The 18,336-nt window shown below is 61.6% G+C and carries 18 protein-coding genes and 1 pseudogene; 11 read left to right on the forward strand and 8 right to left on the reverse strand.

The window, feature by feature from the left end; genetic code table 11:
• Positions 1 to 11: 11 nt before the first annotated feature.
• From KI797_RS06560 to KI797_RS06580, 5 genes are all read right to left on the reverse strand, one after another.
• Positions 12 to 1,529: an efflux RND transporter periplasmic adaptor subunit gene (locus KI797_RS06560; protein ID WP_226172116.1), complete on the reverse strand. Its 1,518-nt coding sequence runs from the start codon at positions 1,527 to 1,529 to the stop codon at positions 12 to 14.
• A 249-nt stretch (positions 1,530 to 1,778) separates the two neighbouring features.
• Positions 1,779 to 2,285: a hypothetical protein gene (locus KI797_RS06565; protein ID WP_226172119.1), complete on the reverse strand. Its 507-nt coding sequence runs from the start codon at positions 2,283 to 2,285 to the stop codon at positions 1,779 to 1,781.
• A gap of 198 nt (positions 2,286 to 2,483) precedes the next feature.
• Positions 2,484 to 3,290 (reverse strand): exodeoxyribonuclease III, encoded by an 807-nt coding sequence (gene xthA / locus KI797_RS06570; RefSeq protein ID WP_041205378.1) that lies wholly within the window; start codon positions 3,288 to 3,290, stop codon positions 2,484 to 2,486.
• 155 nt (positions 3,291 to 3,445) lie between these two features.
• On the reverse strand, positions 3,446 to 4,408 hold the full coding sequence (locus KI797_RS06575) for an ion channel (RefSeq protein WP_226172122.1): 963 nt from the start codon (positions 4,406 to 4,408) through the stop codon (positions 3,446 to 3,448).
• Between the two features lie 59 nt (positions 4,409 to 4,467).
• Complete coding sequence (locus KI797_RS06580) at positions 4,468 to 6,114, reverse strand: tetratricopeptide repeat-containing response regulator (protein ID WP_182788326.1); 1,647 nt, start codon at positions 6,112 to 6,114, stop codon at positions 4,468 to 4,470.
• Between the two features lie 277 nt (positions 6,115 to 6,391).
• Here KI797_RS06580 and KI797_RS06585 point away from each other — a divergent pair, with 277 nt between their 5' ends.
• Positions 6,392 to 6,817, forward strand: coding sequence for an Hsp20/alpha crystallin family protein (locus tag KI797_RS06585; RefSeq protein ID WP_041205380.1), 426 nt, complete (start codon positions 6,392 to 6,394; stop codon positions 6,815 to 6,817).
• A 42-nt stretch (positions 6,818 to 6,859) separates the two neighbouring features.
• On the opposite strand, the gene KI797_RS06590 is transcribed toward KI797_RS06585, so the two are convergent.
• Positions 6,860 to 7,894, reverse strand: coding sequence for an FAD:protein FMN transferase (locus KI797_RS06590; protein WP_226172125.1), 1,035 nt, complete (start codon positions 7,892 to 7,894; stop codon positions 6,860 to 6,862).
• A gap of 301 nt (positions 7,895 to 8,195) precedes the next feature.
• Between KI797_RS06590 and azu the strand changes: the two genes are divergently transcribed.
• Together azu and KI797_RS06600 are read left to right on the forward strand one after the other, a co-directional pair.
• The gene (gene azu, locus KI797_RS06595) at positions 8,196 to 8,636 is read left to right on the forward strand and encodes an azurin (RefSeq protein ID WP_182788330.1); all 441 of its coding nucleotides are present in this window, start codon (positions 8,196 to 8,198) and stop codon (positions 8,634 to 8,636) included.
• A 191-nt stretch (positions 8,637 to 8,827) separates the two neighbouring features.
• Positions 8,828 to 9,030 (forward strand): annotated as a pseudogene (locus KI797_RS06600) (hypothetical protein).
• A 13-nt stretch (positions 9,031 to 9,043) separates the two neighbouring features.
• On the opposite strand, the gene KI797_RS06605 reads toward KI797_RS06600, so the two are convergent.
• Entirely contained in the window at positions 9,044 to 9,604 is a 561-nt protein-coding gene (locus KI797_RS06605) for a HutD family protein (protein WP_218409309.1), read from the reverse strand.
• Positions 9,605 to 9,869: 265 nt separating this feature from the next.
• Between KI797_RS06605 and KI797_RS06610 the strand changes: the two genes are divergently transcribed.
• On the forward strand, positions 9,870 to 10,838 hold the full coding sequence (locus KI797_RS06610) for a nucleoside hydrolase (protein WP_226172130.1): 969 nt from the start codon (positions 9,870 to 9,872) through the stop codon (positions 10,836 to 10,838).
• A gap of 102 nt (positions 10,839 to 10,940) precedes the next feature.
• Complete coding sequence (locus tag KI797_RS06615) at positions 10,941 to 11,270, forward strand: DUF3634 family protein (protein WP_226172133.1); 330 nt, start codon at positions 10,941 to 10,943, stop codon at positions 11,268 to 11,270.
• 103 nt (positions 11,271 to 11,373) lie between these two features.
• Here the strand turns inward: KI797_RS06615 and KI797_RS06620 are convergent, their stop codons facing one another.
• Positions 11,374 to 12,282 carry a LysR family transcriptional regulator gene (locus KI797_RS06620; protein ID WP_226172135.1) on the reverse strand — a complete coding sequence of 303 codons (909 nt, stop codon included), beginning with the start codon at positions 12,280 to 12,282 and terminating at the stop codon, positions 11,374 to 11,376.
• Between the two features lie 120 nt (positions 12,283 to 12,402).
• Between KI797_RS06620 and KI797_RS06625 the strand changes: the two genes are divergently transcribed.
• The 6 genes from KI797_RS06625 to cyoE all read left to right on the forward strand — a co-directional run bounded on the left by KI797_RS06625 (position 12,403) and on the right by cyoE (position 18,329).
• Complete coding sequence (locus KI797_RS06625; RefSeq protein ID WP_171269910.1) at positions 12,403 to 12,846, forward strand: carboxymuconolactone decarboxylase family protein; 444 nt, start codon at positions 12,403 to 12,405, stop codon at positions 12,844 to 12,846.
• 546 nt (positions 12,847 to 13,392) lie between these two features.
• Entirely contained in the window at positions 13,393 to 14,421 is a 1,029-nt protein-coding gene (gene cyoA, locus KI797_RS06630) for a cytochrome o ubiquinol oxidase subunit II (protein ID WP_241672775.1), read from the forward strand.
• A 3-nt stretch (positions 14,422 to 14,424) separates the two neighbouring features.
• A complete protein-coding gene (gene cyoB, locus KI797_RS06635; RefSeq protein WP_139436392.1) occupies positions 14,425 to 16,401 on the forward strand; it encodes a cytochrome o ubiquinol oxidase subunit I in 1,977 nt (658 codons plus the stop codon).
• A complete protein-coding gene (locus KI797_RS06640; protein ID WP_226172137.1) occupies positions 16,322 to 17,017 on the forward strand; it encodes a cytochrome o ubiquinol oxidase subunit III in 696 nt (231 codons plus the stop codon). Before cyoB ends, KI797_RS06640 begins: the two co-directional genes overlap by 80 nt.
• A gap of 75 nt (positions 17,018 to 17,092) precedes the next feature.
• Positions 17,093 to 17,425: a cytochrome o ubiquinol oxidase subunit IV gene (locus KI797_RS06645; RefSeq protein WP_226172140.1), complete on the forward strand. Its 333-nt coding sequence runs from the start codon at positions 17,093 to 17,095 to the stop codon at positions 17,423 to 17,425.
• 10 nt (positions 17,426 to 17,435) lie between these two features.
• Positions 17,436 to 18,329: a heme o synthase gene (cyoE, locus tag KI797_RS06650; protein ID WP_226172143.1), complete on the forward strand. Its 894-nt coding sequence runs from the start codon at positions 17,436 to 17,438 to the stop codon at positions 18,327 to 18,329.
• Positions 18,330 to 18,336: the final 7 nt, after the last annotated feature.

Here is an 18,336-nt window from a genome sequence, read left to right on the forward strand (position 1 = left end):
GATGGCAGGGATCATGACTTGGCTCCCATATCGTGCTGGCTATGGTCCATGCCTTCCATCTTCTCCATCTCATCCGTTGCGGGCTTGGTGGTGTCGCCGCTTGTCGGCGCTTGCTGCTGATGGATGGTGGTGATGCTGTACTCATCTCCCTCCTGCATCACTTGCAGATGCAGGGTCTGACCCTCGGTCAGCTTGCTCATGTCGACCCCGTCCGCCACGGTGAACTCCATCTCCATGGCGGGCCACTGCCACTCGGGGATGGGCTGGTGGGAGACCATCAGGGTGCGGTTGGCGAGATCGATACTTTCAACCTCGCCCTGAGTCCACACCTGAGCCGGGCGCACCGCCGTCATGCGCTGGAAGTCCGAAGTGATGGCCGATTCGGAGTCGAGCAGGAACTGGGCCGAGCTGACGATGCTGTCCCCCGCTTCAACCCCCTCCTGGATGGCCACCTTGTCGCCAAACTGGGGGCCCAGGGTAACGGCCACCGACTTGAAGCTGCCATCTCCCAGCGCCAGCACCAGCCTGTCCTGGCTGCCGGTGCGGATCACCGCCTCGCTCGGCACCACCAGCCGGGGCTCTCCCTTGCTGGTGCGAATGGCTACCTTGGCGAACATATTGGGTTTCAGGAACTCGTCCGGGTTGGCGAAGCGCAGCCGTACCTTGAGGGTGCGGGTGGAGGCATCCAGGGTCGGGTAGAGGTAATCGACCCGGCCCTGCCAGCTGCGGCCGGGGGCGTAATCCAGGGTCATGGTGACCGGATCGCCCACCTTCAGCTGGGCCGCCTGGCGCTCGAACACCTCGGCACTGACCCACACCTGCTTGAGGGTGCTGATGTTGAACAGCGCCGCGGCGGGCTCCACATACTGGCCCTCGCGCACCTTCAGCTCGGAGACATAACCGCTGCTCGGGGCATAGATGCGCACCGTCTCCTGCACCTGACGACTGCGCTTGAGGGCGGCTATCTGATCCGCCGGTACCTGCAGGGACTTGAGCTTGCCCTCGGCGGCGCGCAGCAGCAGCGGGTTGGCGGTGTTGAGGGCGAGCAGGTACTCGTGCTGGGCGTTGACCAGATCCGGGGCATAGAGCTCGTAGATCAGGCTTCCCTTGCTGACCTGCTGCCCCTCGCTCTTGATGGCGAGGGTGCGGATCCAGCCTGCCATGCGGGCGTTGACCGCCTCCAGTCGGTCCTCGTCATAGCCGACGTAGCCCACCGTCTCGATCTGCTGGTGGATGGGCAATCGTTCCACCTTGGCGAGGCGCACCCCCAGGTTCTGCTGGATCTCGGGGCTGATGGTGACGGTGCCCGGCGAGCCGCTCTTCTGCTCCTCGTAGACGGGAATGAAGTCCATCCCCATGTTGTCCTTGGCGGGGCCGTCGCGCTTGTCGCGGGGATCCATGGGGTTGACCCAGTAGAGGGGCGTCTTCTCGGCGCTGGCGCCATCGCCAGGCAGGTGGCTGGCGGCCCAGTAGCCGCCACCGGCGCCGAGGGCGAGCAGCAACGCGGCCATTAACAGGGTCTTGTTCATGACAGGCCTCCGGCACACAGCGGGCGGGAGGGCCGGGCGCACGAGGGTGCGAACGTCTTGGGTGATGACATGGTACTTCTTCTCTCGTATCGGGCCGTCCGGCCGTGAGCGGATGCGGTGCAACAGGCACGTGGCGCTCGGCTCGCGGTGGACAGGATTGGCCGACAATCGGGGCACCGCCGACGGAGCGGCCGGTGCACGGTATGGCGATGGCAGCACCATCGCACGGGCTATCGGGAGAAGTGGTTTCTAATGGCGCAGCACGGACAGCATCAGATGCCGTCTGGGCCAGGAGGGCGGATGGGTACCACGCAGGCGCAGGAAGGGATCCCGAAGCCAGTTGTCCAGCAGGGGACCGACATGCCACGAAGGGGGCAGCAACAACAGCGGAAGCAGCAGCAATGACAGCAGCAGGCCGAACAGGGGAGGCGCATTGGCAGCACCGGAGAAGCCGCTCTGCATCTGACACTCATCCCCCGACAGGGACTCCGCATTCACTGTGCCCGAATGGCAGGAGAGGGGAGCTGTGCCGGCCTGGTCATGGTTCATGGCGGCGTGCTGTACCGACTCGCTCCCGTGCAACCCATGAGACAGGGGATGGGGCTGTGCCATCGGGGTCAGGGTGGTGTCGGGTGAGTGGCTTGTAAGGGCGGTGGCCGCACCATGCCAGCTGATGCAGAGGGTGAGATTGCAGACGAGCAACAACGCCAGCAATAGCCGGGCGATGAGTTCTGTGGGCAATCTCGATGACAACATGGTGCATCTTTCCTGTGACGAATATGAGAAATGTAAACCTTACCAACAGGAGAAGGTCAAGGTATGGCAGACCCGCTCTGCCAAAGAGTTGATATGGATTAAGAAATGGCGGGGCTATAAACGAAAAAGCCCCCGCATCGGCAGGGGCTTGGGGTCGGGAGATGGCAGAGATCCGGGCCAGGAGGCCCGGCACCGGGATCAGGCGAAGCAGGTCCAGATGGGGGCGTGGTCGGAGGGTTTCTCGATGCCGCGCAGCTCGTAGTCGATGCCGGTCTCGGTCACTTTGTCCTTGAGGGCATTGGACGCCATGATGAGGTCGATGCGCAGGCCACGGTTCTCGTCAAAGCCCCTGGAGCGGTAGTCAAACCAGGAGAAACGCTCGCACTCGGTGGGGTTGGCGGCGCGGAAGGTGTCGGTGAGGCCGAAGCCTTTGAGCCGCTCCATCCACTCACGCTCGATGGGCAGGAAGGAGCACTTGCCATCCCGCAGCCAGCGCTTGCGGTTCGCCTCGCCGATACCGATATCGAGATCCGTGGGGGAGATGTTCATATCCCCGATCAGCGCTATCTGGTCGTCCGGACTGTGGTGGGTCTCGAGGTAGTGCTGCAGGTCCTCGTAGAACTTCTGCTTGGCCGGGAACTTGGTCTCGTGATCCTGGCTCTCCCCTTGGGGGAAGTAGCCGTTCATCACCTTGATGAGGGAGCCATCTTCCCGCTTGAAACTGGCCATGATCATGCGGCGCTGGGCATCCTCGGGATCGGTGGGGAACCCCTTCTGTACGTCGATGGGCGCCTGCTTGCTCATGATGGCGACCCCGTAGTGACCCTTCTGGCCGTGGAAGACCACGTGGTAGCCCATGGCCTCCACGTCCGCGACCGGGAAGGCTTCGTCGTGGACCTTGATCTCCTGCAGGCCGATCACATCCGGTTGATGCTTGTCTATGATGGCTTGCAACTGATGAAGACGGGCACGCAGGCCATTGATATTGAAAGAGATGATCTTCATGTCAGGGATGCTCATGTCGTTTTTATTAGTCGCTATTGGACTAGGAATCCGGTCTGGATGCAAGTTCCCGGGCTGTGCTCGGCGCGGCTCCTCTGCCCGGTATAGGGTTATCGGCAACCTGTTTACTGCCCCGCCGCAGGAGTGTGGAGAGCTTGTCAGCGGGTCATCTTTTTGACAAATACCACCACGAACAGCGCCAGCGTGAAGCTGCCGGTGAAGGCCTCGAAGGCGGCGAAGATCCGTGAGAGGCCGACCGGGGTGAAGTCGCCATAACCCAGGGTGGTGAAGGTCACCACGCTGTAGTAGAGGCATTCCAGCAGAAAGATGGCGTTCTCTTCGAGGGTCGCCTCCGGGCGGTAGATGAGGTGGTTGCCCGCGAAGTTGAGACCGCAGAAGAAGTAGAAGATGCTGCAGATGAAGATGAGCAGCAGGGAGAAGAGCACCACCCGCATGGGGGCCTCGCCGTAGCCGCAGAAGAGATCCACTATCCATGAGGCGAATCGGTGATAGGACCAGAACGGCATCTGCAGGCGGCGCATGGTGAGCTCCTGCTGGATGTAACGGCCGGACATGGTGAAGATCCCCTGGGCCTCCGAGGCCTTGCGCAGATCCCGATAGGTCTCTTCCGCCTCCTTGAACCAGACGCGGGCCTGCACCGGATCCCGTTCGCTTCGCCCCTTCCTGTCCTGCATCAGGCGCCTGCCGGTATCCAAGTTATCGAGCCGGGTGTTCTTCCAGCGGATGCCGAGCAGGTTGACGTCGTGCAACTCGGCGCAGTGTAGGTTGGCGTCACTGACATCGGCCTTCATCAGGCTGCCGCCCTTGATGCGAATACCGTAGAGGTGCGCGCCGCGCAGGTTGGCGCGATAGAGGTTGCACTGCTCCAGCAGGAACCCCTGTGGCCCCTCTCTGTTCACCAGGTTGAGACCGGCGAGATCGGCGCGGGCCAGTTGCAGACCGTGGCACAGGCCTCCCTGGCGCACATAGCGCTCCAGCGCCGCGGCGGTGTCCGGGGATAAGTGGGAGGCGTGAGGGTCGTGCCAGTGGCACAGGTCGTGATCCCCCGCCTCTTCGCTGCAGTGGCGGCCATCTGCCACCAGGTATCGGCACATCCCCATGCTGTCGCCCCTCCTTGCCTGAGTCTGTATCAGCATAGGTGAGGGAGGCGCGCCGCTGGTTAGGCTATCTGGTTAAATTCCTGGCGCAGCTTGCGGAAGCGATCCTGCTGGGCGGGATTGAGGGGGATGCCCTCCAGCACCTCCAGGGTCTCCTTGCACTCGGCGCCGAATTCCGGGCTCTTGCGGTGTTTCTGCATCAGTTGCAGCAGCACCTGGATCTTGTTGAGGGCGGCGCCGGTATTGGCGGGCGCCCGGCGCAGGGCCTCGCGGAAATGGCCGAGGGCCTGCTCCAGCTCCCCGCTCTGGTAGGCCTTGATGCCCAGATCGTTGAGTTGCTGGTAGCGCTGACGGCGCTCCTGCACCGTCTTGTCGTCGCGGGTCACCTGGATGCAGGTGGTGAGCAGCCGGTCTTCGTCCTGTGCCAGCAGGGATTGCAGGCTTTCGGCGTACTCGAACTCCCCAAGCTGGTAGAGGGCGAGTATGGTCTCGCCGAGCAGGGCGGGGGGCATGGTCTCGGGCTTGTCCAGCCAGTTCTGGTTGGCGCGATAGAGCATCTTCTTGCCCTTGAGCAGTTCTCCCAGGGCAATCCGGACCCTGGCCTGACAGATCTGCTCGAACACCGGGTAGTTGAACTCCGACATCATCAGGGAATCGCGAATGCGCGACAGAGCGGAGTTCACCTGCTTTTGCAGGTTGGCGATGTGATAGCCGTCGTTGCTGTTGAGGGCATAGAGCGTCAGGGTCTGGATGTAGGCCCCCAGGTAGTGGGGCGTGCGATGGATGGAGTTGCGCGACAGGTCGATGAGGGAGAGCAACACATCCTTGGCCTGGCCGTAGTCGTGGCGCTGCAGGCACACCTCTGCCAGGCGGCGGGAGAGCTGCACCGACTGGGGGGAGATGTCCACCGCCCGGCGCAGCTCCTGCTGTGCCAGCTCCTCCTTGCCCAGGGAGAGCAGGGACTCCGCCAGCCAGAGATGGGCCTCCACCATCAGGGGGGTATTCTTCAGCGTCGCCTGCAGGTGGCTCACCGCCTCGTCATAGAGCGCCAGACGGTAGCAGGCCTTGCCCAGAGTCAGTCTGGCCCAGCTGTTCTCCTGGCCGGCCAGCAGCTGGCGCATCAGGCTGCGCGCTTCCTTGGCCTGGCCGAGCTTGAGCTGGGTGTCGGCCTGCAGGCAGCGGCAGAAGTTGGCGAAGCGCGGCGCCGCATCGGCCTGCCTGGCGCAGGCTTCGACCAGCGCCGGCAGGTCATCCCGGGTGAGGGCGGTGAAGACGCTCTCCAGGGCCTGGCGGCGGGCGAGGGCGCGCTTCAAGCGAAACGAGAACTGCTCCTGGGAGAAGGGTTTCATCAGGTATTCGTCGGGCTCGGCTTCAAGGGCGCTCAGCACCATGGCGCGGGAGCTGTCGCTGCTGACCATGATCACCACGCTCTGGGGCGGGATCAGCTGCTGATCCCGCAGGCTCTCCAGCAACTGGCGGCCGTTCTCACCCGCCCCCAGCTCGTAGTCGAGCAGATAGATGTCGAAGCTCTCTTTCTGGCAGCGACGGCGGGCCTCGTCGGCGGAATTGATGTAGGTGATGCGGCTGATGCCGATGTTGATCAGCATTGCCTTCATCATCATCTGGAAGGATCGCTGCTCGTTGACCAGCAGGATGCGCCTGGGTTTGGGCTGTGCTTTCTTCTCTGGTGCGGGATCCGGTGTCTGCATCTGTCTTGCATCGAGGCGCTGCGGGCTGGTGGGAGAAGTGTGCCACCAAAGTCCGCAGGCAGGCAATTGAACATGGGAAGGGTCCCCGTTTTTCCCGCCGAGCGCAGAGCCGGGCCGCAAAAAATCATGGCGCGTACTTGATCTCCGTCAACCGGGCACGAGATGACAGTGGCGCGGTTCCATCCGTTTTTTAGACTTGAAGGGAGGCAGATCCCGGCGATCTGCAGACGGGCAGCGGGCCCGCCGATGTTTTACCCGCACCATAAGGAGGAATCAAATGAGTTTGCTACCGAGCCGAACCAGCCTGTTTGATGACCTGTTCCACGACATGGCCTCCGGTTTCTACATCCGGCCCCTGCACGGAGATCCCCTGCCCAGCCAGATCAAGCTGGATCTGAGGGAGAGCGACGGTGGTTACCTGCTGCAGGCCGAGCTGCCCGGGGTGGCTAAAGAGGATATCCACGTGGACGTGCACGGCAAGCTGGTGACCCTGAAGGCGGAGATCCGCCAGCACGACAGTCAGAACAAGGAGGACAGGGCCCTGCGCAGCGAGCGCTACTATGGCAGCGTGTCACGCACCGTCGAACTGCCGGTGGAGGTGGCGCCGGACAAGGTCAGCGCCCGCTTCGACAACGGCATCCTCACGTTGCAACTGCCCAAGCAGGCGGTCACCCCGGCGCCCCATCGGGTCCCCATTGAATAACGCGCCATCATGAAGAGGCCCCGCATTGCGGGGCCTCGTTGCTCATGGCTGCCTGCGCACCAGATAGGGGGCGAACTCCGGGGTGTGGCGCGCCGCAAACCCCTGATCCGTCTTCTCGATGAGATAGACCGCCAGCTTGTGCTCGGTGGCAAAGGCCATCGCCTGCTCCGGCCCCATCACCATGAGGGCGGTATCGAGGGCGTCGGCCTCGAGCGCGGTCGGGGTGATGACGCTGGCGGAGACCAGCTTGTGGGTGACGGGCTCGCCAGTGGCGGGATCGATGATGTGGGAGTAGCGTCGGCCATCGAGTTCGTAATAGTTGCGATAGCTGCCTGCGGTGCTGAGGGCCATGCCGTTCGGGGTGACCACGTCCTCGATGGCTCCCGGCCTGTCCGAGGGCTCGACGATGGCCACCCGCCAGGGGTTGCCCTTGTCGTTATGCCCCTTGCTGCGCACGGCGCCTGCCACCTCGACGAGGTAGTTGTGCACCCCCTTGCGCTCCAGCAGCGTGGCTATCTCGTCCGAGGCAGCCCCTTCCCCCAGGGTGGAGAGATCCAGATAAAGGTTGGGGATGCTCTTGCCGAGCAGGAAGTGGTCCCCTTGCGGCGTCAGGCTCAGCTTGTCGATGCCGACCCGCTCCCGTGCCTGGGTGATCTGCTCCGCGGTGGGCCGCTTGACCGGACGCTTGTCCGGCCCGAAGCCCCACAGGTTGACCAGGGGACCCACGGTGACGTCCAGTTTGCCCCGGGTGAAGCGTCCCGCATCCATGCCCTGCCGCACTATCCTGGCCATGCTGGCCGGTATGGGCATGGGGGCCTTGCCTGCGTCCCGGTTGAAGCGGGAGATGAGGGAGTCCGGATCATAGGTGGAGATCTCCTGGTTGAGTCGCGCCAGCAGGGCATCGACCTCCCCCTGCAGCGCGGCCTGGCCGCCGGGGAAGGGATCGCTCAGGGTCACCGCGTAGTAGGTGCCCATGGTGTTGCCCTGAATGCGGGTCTGGGTCGGCGCCGGCTGACAGGCGGTCAACAGCAGCAGGGAGAGCAGCAGGCCGCGGGGGGCCAGGGAGAGGGTCTTCATCTTGCATTCTCGCGGGAGTCATCGACGGGGGAGCAGCTTAGCCAAGGGGGCCTGGGTTGACGAGCCCCTGACGCCGGACTTGACTGGAAATAATTAAGCGACGCTGGCGGTGAGCCTGCGGATCTGTTTCACCGTCAATGCCATCGGGGAGTGACCTGGTCCGCAGCTTTGAGCAAAAGCCGTCTTCCTCCGGCGACATTTGGGTACAATAAAGATCGATCATGACAGCATCTTTAGCGTGTCGCCGAGCGATTCGCCAGACAAGGGTGTTGCCATTCCTCGTCAATCAAAGGAGAAGATTATGAAAAAGGTGTTAACCCTGCTGCTTCTGAGTTCACTGGCGGCCCCGGTGCTGGCCGATGAGTGCGCATTGGTCATCGAAGGCAATGACGCCATGCAGTACAACCTCAAAGAGATGAGCGTGCCGGCCACTTGCAAGGAGGTGACTATCACCCTCAACCACACGGGCAAGTTGCCGGTGGCCAACATGGGTCACAACTGGGTGCTGGCCAACACCGCCGACTATCAGGCCGTCGCCACCGCGGGCATGAGCGCCGGTGTCGATCACGACTACCTGCCCAAGGACGATGCCCGAATCCTGGCGCACACCAAGCTGGTGGGCGGCGGCGAGAGCACCAGCGTCACCTTCAAGACCGACGGGCTGGCAGGCAAGGATCTCACCTTCTTCTGCTCCTTCCCCGGCCACTTCGCCATGATGAAGGGCGCTTTCAAGGTCGGCTAAGCCGCTTTGCCTGTCATGACATTAAAAAGCCGGGATCTCCCGGCTTTTTTATTGGGGTTTACATCGGGGGAGAAGGGCGGTGAATAAGCGTCTCTTTTCATGATCTGACCGGCGGTAGCCGGAGAATCAATGAGATAGACTGGGCCGCAAACGGGCCAGCGTCCCGCCGATGAACCGAACGGATAGAGAGAATGAGAGCAGTCAAATGGGTGCTCGGCTGCTGCCTGCTGCTGATGTGTGCCATCGCGCTGGCGGCGGAGCCCCGGTCAAGAAGAGCCGCAACGGCATCTGCCATCCCAAGGGCGGCACCTACTACAGCCGCACCAAGTACTACGAACCCTACGACAGCATGCAGGCTTGCCTCGATAGCGGAGGTCGGGCCCCCAAACGCTGATCCTGCCTGTTGTTCAGCCGATCGGTTGCAGGGTAAAGAAGGCGATGGCCGTCTTCTTCTGACACTCCAGTCGTATGCTCTCTTCCCCCGTGACCACCAGGGTCTCGTTGACCGCGACGGCTCGGCCATCCACCTCGAGCTGACCGCTCAGCAGATGGCAGAGGTAGGTCTTGTCCGTCTCCAGGGTGAGGGTCAGGGGGAAGGGCACATTGAGCACCCGCACGTTGGCGCTGAGGCGTTTCGGGTCGTAGATGAGCCCCAGATCCGTCACCTCCTTTTTCAGCAGCTCGCAGTGGGTCTCATCATCCCCGCTGAAATGGGCCGCCTCGAAGGTGGCATAGGGGTGGCCGTTGAGCACGAAACCGGCGCCGCTGACGGGCAGCAGGATGCGCTGATAGCCGGGAAACTTGGAGAAGGGGCCCGCCGCCTTGATGGGGGCCGAGCTCAGTCGGTAGTCAAAATCGAGCTTGTCCAGGCTCGAGCCCGGGGGAGAGACAAGGATCTGGGCCGTGGTGCCCTGCTTGTTTTTCCAGGGCATCTTTAGCTGGTCAGACTCTTTAATCAGGGTGATCACGTTGGCGCCTCGGCAAGGAGTGGGGAGAGTGAGGCCAAGTGATACCATCCCGCACGCCCGCCCACAAGGCGCGGGGGGCTGGGGACGGTCCGACTGTCCAGAATGTCGTCACTCTGGCCCCTGACCATCACAGGCTCCTGGATGAGGTGCTCAAGATGTCGCCGATCGGCGGAGTGGGGGTGAGTCAAAGGTCGAGGCTGTGATCCTGACGCTGTTAAACGAGCTCGAGGTCGCTACACTGGCACTTCTGCCGTATGGAGGCCCCATGACCCACAAGATCATTCTGGATACCGATCCCGGTATTGACGACGCCATGGCAATACTCTTTGCCGAGGCCCACTCTGCCATCGACTTGCTCGCCATCACCACGGTGTTTGGCAACGCCACCATAGAGAACGGGACCCGCAACGCGCTCTGGCTCAAGCAGAAATACGGCATGAAGGCAGAGGTGGCCCAGGGTGCCGCCGCGCCGCTGCTGCGCGAACCCGTGGGGCCGACCACTGTGGTGCACGGCCCGAGCGGGCTGGGGGATGTGGAGGCGGGGGAGGTGACCCTGGCGCCGGATCCTCGCCCTGCCTGGCAATACATCGTCGAGACGGTGAAGGCCAACCCCGGCGAGATCACCTTGGTGACAATCGGGCCCCTCACCAACCTGGCGCTGGCGCTCGAGGCCGCCCCCGAGATCACCGCGCTGGTGAAGCAGGTGGTGGTGATGGGGGGCGCCTTTGGCGTCAACGGCCATCGCGGCAACGTGACCCCCTATGCCGAGGCCAACATTCACGACGATCCCGAGGCGGCCGACCGGGTGTTCACTGCCCCCTGGCCCGTGGTGATCATCGGGCTGGACGTGACCCAGCAGAGCTTCTTCAGCAGTGCCTACCTGGATGCCCTGCGGGACGATGCCGGTGAGCCCGGCCGCTTCCTGTGGGCGGTGAGCCGCTTCTACCTGCGCTTCTATTCCGAGCGCATCGGCCTCAATGGTTGCCATGTGCACGATCCGTCCGCCATCGCCTATGTGATCGATCCCGAGCTGTTCACCCTGCGGGAGGGGCCGGTGCGAGTCATCGACCATGGTCCCGCCATCGGCCATACCCTGCAGAAGTTCGACGGCAAGTCCCATCCCCACGATGAGTGGGCGGGCCTCCCCGCTCAGCGGGTCGGGGTGGCGGTGCGGGATCAGGCCCTGCTGGCGCTCTATCGTGAGACGCTGGTGGCCTGGGGGAAGGATTGCTGAGACGCTCGCCAGCGTGATAGACAAAGCGTGAGGCTCGCCAAATAATTGCCAGCCGACGCTGGCCTATACTGACGAAAACTGAGGTATTCAAGGAGCAAGCGGATGGCCTGGTTGTCTTTGTTGGTGGCGATAGCCCTCATCTGGTGGCTGATGAAGCTGGGGCGGGGCGCCCTGTTCGAGATCCGGTTGCAGCCTGGCAAGGTACTGCTGAAGCGAGGCTCTGTGCCGCCGCGCTTCCTGGCCCAGGCCAAGCAGATCCTGCAGCAGGAGCCGGTACGGGGGCGCATCCTGGGTCAGCGCGATGGCAACGGGGTCAGGCTGGTCTTCTCCCGCTCCATCCCTGAGCCCGTGGCCCAGCGCCTGCGCAGCGTCTTCCCCTATGGGGATTATCGCGGCGTCACCTCACCCCCGGCTGGGCGCAATGCTCGCTGAACCCGCGGGCTGAACTCTTCCGCTGAACGTGCTGTTCACACCGGACGCCGGGCACTCTGCCCGGCGTTTGCTTTTCCCATAAGTCATGGCCAGGACGCAGTCATCAGCGCGGCACTTGCAGGGGCTTCATCACCTCGATCAGAAAGTCGATGAAGGCGCGGGTTTGGGGCTTCAAGAAGCGGCCGCCGCGAAATACCGCATGGATCTCGTCATGGCGATCCTCGTACGGGGAGGCCTGCCAGTCCGGCAACAGCGGCTGCAGAGTGCCATCGTCGATCCCCTGTTGCACCATCCAGCTCGACAGCAGCAGGATGCCGGTGCCCGCCTGGGCCGCGCACAGCAGCGGCGTGCCGCCGACCGAGGCGAGGTTGCCCCGCACCGCGACCCTGTGCCGCTGCGCCCCTTGCCGGAAATACCAGTGCTGGCGCTGACGGCCATGGCCGCGGATGAGGCAGTTGTGGTGTGCCAGTTCATCGGGATGGGCGGGCTCGCCATGGCGCGCCAGATAAGCGGGGGAGGCAACCAGCAGGGTCCGGTTGGTGAGCAGGTGGCGGGCATGGAGGCCGCTGTCCACGGGGCGCCCGATACGCACCGCAACGTCCACGTTTTCGGCGTCGAGATCCACCAGCCGGTTGTCGAGCTCGATCTCGAGCCGCACCCCGGGGTAGCGGGCCAGGAAGGCCGGCAGGCGCGGTGCCAGCCAGGCGGCGCCGAAGCTCTCGAATACCGAGACCCGAAGCGGGCCCTCTGGCGCCACCGGCAGGGGCTGCAGGGATTGCACCAGCTGATCCGCCTCCTCCAGCAGGCGCACCGAGCGTGCAAGGAAGTACTCACCCTGCTCGGTCAACACCAGTTGACGGGTGCTGCGCTTGAATAGCGGGATCCCCAGCTGTTGCTCCAGCGCATCTATGGTGCGGGTCACCGAGGAGGGGGCCAGGTTGAGGGCCCGGGCGGCCCGGGAGAAACTTCCCGATTCCACCACCTGAGCCAGGATGCGGACGCGATCCAGCATGGGTATACCTTTGCGATAAGCGCAAAACTGTTGCAGGTTATGGCGGTATTCTATCCATGGATGAAAGTGTGAACAATGTGCTCATCGCCCAAGGGGGGCGCTCACCTCAGGAGTATTGCCATGTCAGATCGTATCCAGCTTGCCAGCCAGGTACCCGCCGCCGTCTCGGCCATGATGGGGCTCGAGGCCTATCTCGGCGGGACCGATATTCCCCTGTCGCTCAAGGAGCTCATCAAGCTGCGGGCCTCCATGCTCAACGGCTGCGCCTACTGCATCGAGATGCACGCCGAGGTGGCCATGAAACACGGTGATAGCCCGCAGCGCCTGTTGGCGCTGGCCGCCTGGCGCGAATCCCCGCTGTTCGACGAGCGGGAGCGGGCCGTGCTGGCCCTGACCGACGAGGTGACCCTGATCGGCGAGCGAGGACTCACCGAGGAGACCTACCAACAGGCCCTGGCCCTGCTGGGGGAAACCCTGCTGGCCCAGTGCTTGATGCAGGTGGTCACCATCAATGCCTGGAACCGGATCGCAGTAGCGACCCGAATGGAGCATAAACACCCCTGAGGGAGACCCCGTGGTGGGGCGTTGTCTTCAGCGGGCTTCGTATGAGGCCCGATTTTCATGGCGGGCCTCAGACAGGGCAGCCCCTTCTGCACCTCCATCGGTCCCGGGAAGTTAATCATACATTCGTTTGATTAATTATTTTTTTATTCCACCTCGGAATATGCGCATCCAGATCAAGGAATGGTGAGGGCGCTTGTGCATCAAGAAGGGGGTTGAATGACTCTTTTTTGCCCTGTTTCTCCCTCTGAAAATAAGGGTAATGGACCATTTTGATTAATTGGTGAGCGATTTTGGCGGGGGGATAAATTAACGGGAGATGAATTGAGAGTCTGTGAATTTAATAAATTGGTCGCTGTCAAGCGATTAACATCTGATACCTGTTTTCACCACCCTTGGAACATTTTTGGGATTAATTTTTCATGTTGTTCACATGCCGGTCTGATGCAATAAAATGCGGCATTTTTATTATACCAATAAGCCTTGAAACGATGAGGACATTGCATGAGACCTTTTGAAGTAAAGAGGGGCTTGGGCGCTTTGCTGTTGATGGCAACCGCTGGCTTGCTGAGTGGCTGCGACATGGCTCTGATGAGCCCCAAGGGGCAGGTTGGTCTGGAGCAGAAGTCACTGATATTGACCGCACTCGGGTTGATGTTAATCGTGGTGATTCCTGTGATTATTATGACGGTGGCATTTGCTCGTAAATACAGAGCATCCAATACCACTGCCAAATACACCCCGGATTGGTCCCACTCCAACAAGATTGAAGCGGTCGTCTGGACCGTGCCTGTCATTATTGTCGCCATCCTGGCGGTGATTACCTGGAAAACCTCCCACTCCCTCGACCCCTACAAGCCGCTGGAATCTGACGTCAAGCCGATCCAGGTCGATGTGATTTCGCTGGACTGGAAATGGCTGTTCGTCTATCCGGAGCTGGGGATCGCCTCGGTCAACGAGCTGGCCTTCCCGGTCAACACCCCGATCAACTTCCGGGTGACCTCAGACACAGTGATGAACTCCTTCTTCATCCCCCAGCTGGGCGGTCAGATCTACGCCATGGCCGGGATGCAGACCAAGCTGCACCTGATTGCCAACGAGGCGGGTCAGTACAAGGGGATCTCCGGCAGTTACAGCGGTGCCGGTTTCTCTGGCATGAAGTTCAAGGCGATTGCCACCCAGGACCAGGCCGGTTTCGATGCCTGGGTCGCCAAGGTGAAACAGTCGCCCAAGATGCTGAGCACCATGGGTGAGTTCGATGCCCTGGCCAAGAAGAGCGAAAACCACCCGGTTGAGTACTTCGCCAGCGCCGATCCCAAGCTGTTCGTCAATGTGATCAACAAGTTCATGGGCGGCATGTCCCATGGCGGCCATGACGCTGCAAAAGATGGCGCCATGGACCACGAGGCCATGAAGCATGACGCCGCGAAAGCAGAACCCATGGACCACAAGGCCATGAACCATGACGCTGCAAAAGCAGAACCCATGGACCACGCGGCCATGAGTCACGACGAGCATGCCGGACACATGGCCACGTCCATGGCTGACAAGAGTGTGAAAGCAGGATCCGAGGAATAATCGATGTTTGGAAAATTGACACTCGAGGCTGTTCCGTACCATGAACCCATCATCATGGTCACGATAGCCGGTATCATCTTGGGTGGGCTGGCGCTTGCCGGTCTCATCACTTATTACGGCAAGTGGCAATATCTGTGGAAAGAGTGGTTCACCTCGGTAGACCACAAGCGCCTCGGTATCATGTATCTCATTCTGGGCATGGTCATGCTGCTGCGCGGCTTCGCCGATGCGGTCATGATGCGTGGTCAGCAGGTCATGGCCTCCGCCGGTAGCGAAGGCTACCTGAACGCGCACCACTACGATCAGATCTTCACCGCCCACGGCGTCATCATGATCTTCTTCGTGGCCATGCCGCTGGTGATCGGCCTGATGAACATCGTCGTGCCGCTGCAGATCGGTGCCCGTGACGTCGCCTTCCCCTTCCTGAACAACCTGAGCTTCTGGTTTACCGCCGCGGCCGTGGTGCTGATCAACGTCTCCCTCGGGGTCGGTGAATTCGCCCAGACCGGCTGGCTGGCCTATCCGCCCTTGTCGGGGCTGGAGTTCAGTCCCGGGGTCGGGGTCGATTACTGGATCTGGAGTCTGCAGATTTCAGGGTTAGGTACCCTGCTGACCGGCGTGAACTTCTTTGCCACCATCATCCGGATGCGTGCCCCCGGCATGACCATGATGCGTCTGCCGGTCTTCACCTGGACCGCCCTGTGCGCCAACATCCTGATCATCGCCTCCTTCCCGATCCTGACCGTCACCATCGCCCTGCTCACCGCAGACCGCTATCTGGGTACCCATTTCTTTACCAATGACATGGGTGGCAACATGATGATGTACATCAACCTGATCTGGGCCTGGGGTCACCCCGAGGTGTATATCCTGGTGCTGCCGGTGTTCGGGATCTTCTCCGAAGTGGTGGCGACCTTCTGCAAGAAGAAGCTGTTCGGCTACACCTCCCTGGTGTGGGCGACCGTGGCAATCACAGTGCTCTCCTTCGTGGTCTGGCTGCACCACTTCTTCACCATGGGGTCTGGCGCCAACGTGAATGCCTTCTTCGGCATCACCACCATGATCATCTCCATCCCGACCGGGGTGAAGATCTTCAACTGGCTGTTCACCATGTACCGCGGTCGCATCGAGTTCACCTCGCCCATGCTGTGGACCGTCGGCTTCATCATCACCTTTACCGTGGGTGGCATGACAGGGGTACTGCTCTCCGTGCCGGCCGCCAACTTCGTGCTGCACAACAGCCTGTTCCTGATTGCCCACTTCCACAACGTCATCATCGGCGGCGTGGTGTTCGGTTGCTTCGCCGGTATCACCTACTGGTTCCCGAAAGCGTTCGGCTTCAAGCTCGATGACGTCTGGGGCAAGCGTGCGTTCTGGTTCTGGATCACCGGCTTCTTCGTGGCCTTCATGCCGCTCTACGTGCTGGGCTTCATGGGCATGACCCGTCGTGTCAGCCAGAACATCGATCCCGAGTTCCACGGCTGGCTGGTGGTTGCCGCCTGCGGCGCCGGCCTCATCGCCATCGGTGTCTTGTGCCAGCTGATCCAGGTCGTGGTCAGTATCCGTGACCGCGAGAAGAACCGTGACTGGACCGGCGATCCCTGGGGTGGCCGTACCCTGGAGTGGGCCACCTCCTCTCCGCCGCCCTTCTACAACTTCGCCATCGAGCCCAAGGTGACCGGTCTGGACGCCTTCTGGGAAGCGAAAGAGGACGGCAGCGCCTATCGCCAGCCGGCCAAGTACGCTCCCATCCACATGCCGAAGAACTCAGGTGCCGGTGTCATCATCGCCGCCTTCAGCGTGGTGTTTGGCTTTGCCATGATCTGGCACATCTGGTGGATGGCCATCGCCGGCTTCGTCGGCATGATCGCCACCTGGATCATCCACAGCTTCAACGACGATGTGGACTACTACGTACAGGTTGACGAGATCGAGCGCATCGAAGGTCAGCATTTCGACAATATCAACAAGGTGGCTTAACTCCATGGCGACTGACGTTCTACATCACTCTCACGGTGCCCATGAGGATGGGCACCATGATGCCGGTGCCACCAAGGTGTTCGGCTTCTGGATCTACCTGATGAGTGACTGCATCCTGTTCGCGACCCTGTTCGCAACCTATGCAGTCCTGGTCAACGGCACTGCCGGCGGCCCCACCGGCAAGGACATCTTCGAACTGCCGTTCGTGTTCGCCGAAACCATGCTGCTGCTGCTGAGCTCCATCACCTTCGGGTTCGGCATGCTGGCCATGAACAAGAACAAGGTCTCGGCGGTCAACACCTGGCTGCTGGTCACCTTCATTCTTGGCGCTGGCTTCATCGCCATGGAGATCTACGAGTTCCATCATCTAATCGTCAATGATGCGGGCCCGGATCGCAGCGGCTTCCTGTCCGCCTTCTTCACCCTGGTCGGTACCCACGGTATCCACGTCACCAGCGGCCTTATCTGGATCATCGTGATGATGGTCCTGATCACCAAGAAGGGGCTGACCGAGCGCAACCGCACTCGCCTGATGTGCCTGAGCCTGTTCTGGCACTTCCTGGACGTGGTGTGGATCTGCGTCTTCACCGTGGTTTATCTGATGGGGGTCATGTAAATGAGTCATTCCGTTGACAATATTGACTGTGCCAGCCACGACAGTGTCAGAACCTATCTGAAGGGGGTCATGTAAATGAGCACTCATTCCGTTGACAATCACGGCGCCAGCCACGGCAGCGTCAAGTCCTACATGATAGGCTTCGTGCTGTCACTCATCCTGACCGCAATCCCGTTCTGGATGGTGATGGACGGCTCCGCTTCCCATGCCATGGTGCTCGGCACCGTGGTCGGCATGGCGGTGGTGCAGATCTTCGTGCACCTGATCTACTTCCTGCACATGAACACCTCCTCCGAGGAGCGCTGGAACCTGGTGGCACTGGTCTTTACCGTGCTCATCATCGCCATCGTGGTCGTGGGTTCCCTGTGGATCATGTACAACCTCAACATCAACATGATGGTTCACTGAGCGGGTTGATGTGATGATGAAGCAATACCTGCAAGTGACCAAGCCGGGCATCATCTTCGGTAACCTCATCTCGGTTATCGGCGGCTTCCTGCTGGCCTCGAAGGGGAGCCTGGATGTGCCCCTGTTCATCCTGACCATGGTGGGGGTGTCACTGGTGGTGGCCTCCGGTTGCGTGTTCAACAACTACATCGACCGGGACATCGACTGCATCATGGAGCGCACCAAGAACCGCGCCCTGGTGAAGGGGTTGATCGCGCCGGGCGTCTCGCTCTGGTATGCGACGGCGCTGGGCGTTGCGGGCATTGCACTGCTCTACTTTGCTGCCAACCCGTTGGCCGCCTTGCTGGCGGTGCTGGGCTTCCTGGTCTATGTGGGGGTCTACAGCCTCTACATGAAGCGTCATTCTGTCTATGGCACCCTGGTCGGCAGCCTCTCCGGCGCCGCGCCACCCGTCATCGGCTACTGCGCGGTGAGCGGCCAGTTCGACTCGGGGGCGCTGATCCTGCTGGCGATCTTCAGCCTGTGGCAGATGCCGCACTCCTATGCGATTGCCATCTTCCGCTTCAAGGATTACCAGGCCGCCAACATCCCCGTGTTGCCGGTGGTGAAGGGGATCTCGGTAGCCAAGCACCACATCACCCTCTACATACTGGCGTTCATGGTGCCGACCCTGATGCTGTTCCTCGGCGGTTACGCCGGTTACAAGTACCTGATCGTCGCCACCGCGGTGAGCGTCTGGTGGCTGGGGATGGCGCTGTCTGGCTACAAGGCGGCGGTGGATGACTCCCTCTGGGCCCGCAAGCTGTTCATGTTCTCCATCGTCACCATCACCTGCCTGAGCGTGATGATGTCGGTGGACTTCCAGCCGGACGCAACGCCTGTATTGGTGAGTATGCTGCCCTGACTCAGGA

This window comes from Aeromonas media (genome assembly GCF_020423125.1).
GTDB lineage: Bacteria > Pseudomonadota > Gammaproteobacteria > Enterobacterales > Aeromonadaceae > Aeromonas > Aeromonas media.

Bases quoted from the DNA above. Each gene is read 5' to 3' on its own strand.
- cyoA (WP_241672775.1), top strand. From the start codon at position 13,393: ATGGCAACCGCTGGCTTGCTGAGTGGCTGCGACATGGCTCTGATGAGC.
- KI797_RS06590 (WP_226172125.1), bottom strand. From the start codon at position 7,894: ATGAAGACCCTCTCCCTGGCCCCCCGCGGCCTGCTGCTCTCCCTGCTG.
- KI797_RS06645 (WP_226172140.1), top strand. From the start codon at position 17,093: ATGAGCACTCATTCCGTTGACAATCACGGCGCCAGCCACGGCAGCGTC.
- KI797_RS06585 (WP_041205380.1), top strand. From the start codon at position 6,392: ATGAGTTTGCTACCGAGCCGAACCAGCCTGTTTGATGACCTGTTCCAC.
- KI797_RS06640 (WP_226172137.1), top strand. From the start codon at position 16,322: ATGTGGACTACTACGTACAGGTTGACGAGATCGAGCGCATCGAAGGTC.
- KI797_RS06560 (WP_226172116.1), bottom strand. From the start codon at position 1,529: ATGAACAAGACCCTGTTAATGGCCGCGTTGCTGCTCGCCCTCGGCGCC.
- KI797_RS06580 (WP_182788326.1), bottom strand. From the start codon at position 6,114: ATGCAGACACCGGATCCCGCACCAGAGAAGAAAGCACAGCCCAAACCC.
- xthA (WP_041205378.1), bottom strand. From the start codon at position 3,290: ATGAAGATCATCTCTTTCAATATCAATGGCCTGCGTGCCCGTCTTCAT.
- KI797_RS06610 (WP_226172130.1), top strand. From the start codon at position 9,870: ATGACCCACAAGATCATTCTGGATACCGATCCCGGTATTGACGACGCC.
- KI797_RS06565 (WP_226172119.1), bottom strand. From the start codon at position 2,285: ATGTTGTCATCGAGATTGCCCACAGAACTCATCGCCCGGCTATTGCTG.
- KI797_RS06625 (WP_171269910.1), top strand. From the start codon at position 12,403: ATGTCAGATCGTATCCAGCTTGCCAGCCAGGTACCCGCCGCCGTCTCG.
- KI797_RS06620 (WP_226172135.1), bottom strand. From the start codon at position 12,282: ATGCTGGATCGCGTCCGCATCCTGGCTCAGGTGGTGGAATCGGGAAGT.
- KI797_RS06575 (WP_226172122.1), bottom strand. From the start codon at position 4,408: ATGGGGATGTGCCGATACCTGGTGGCAGATGGCCGCCACTGCAGCGAA.
- KI797_RS06615 (WP_226172133.1), top strand. From the start codon at position 10,941: ATGGCCTGGTTGTCTTTGTTGGTGGCGATAGCCCTCATCTGGTGGCTG.
- cyoB (WP_139436392.1), top strand. From the start codon at position 14,425: ATGTTTGGAAAATTGACACTCGAGGCTGTTCCGTACCATGAACCCATC.
- azu (WP_182788330.1), top strand. From the start codon at position 8,196: ATGAAAAAGGTGTTAACCCTGCTGCTTCTGAGTTCACTGGCGGCCCCG.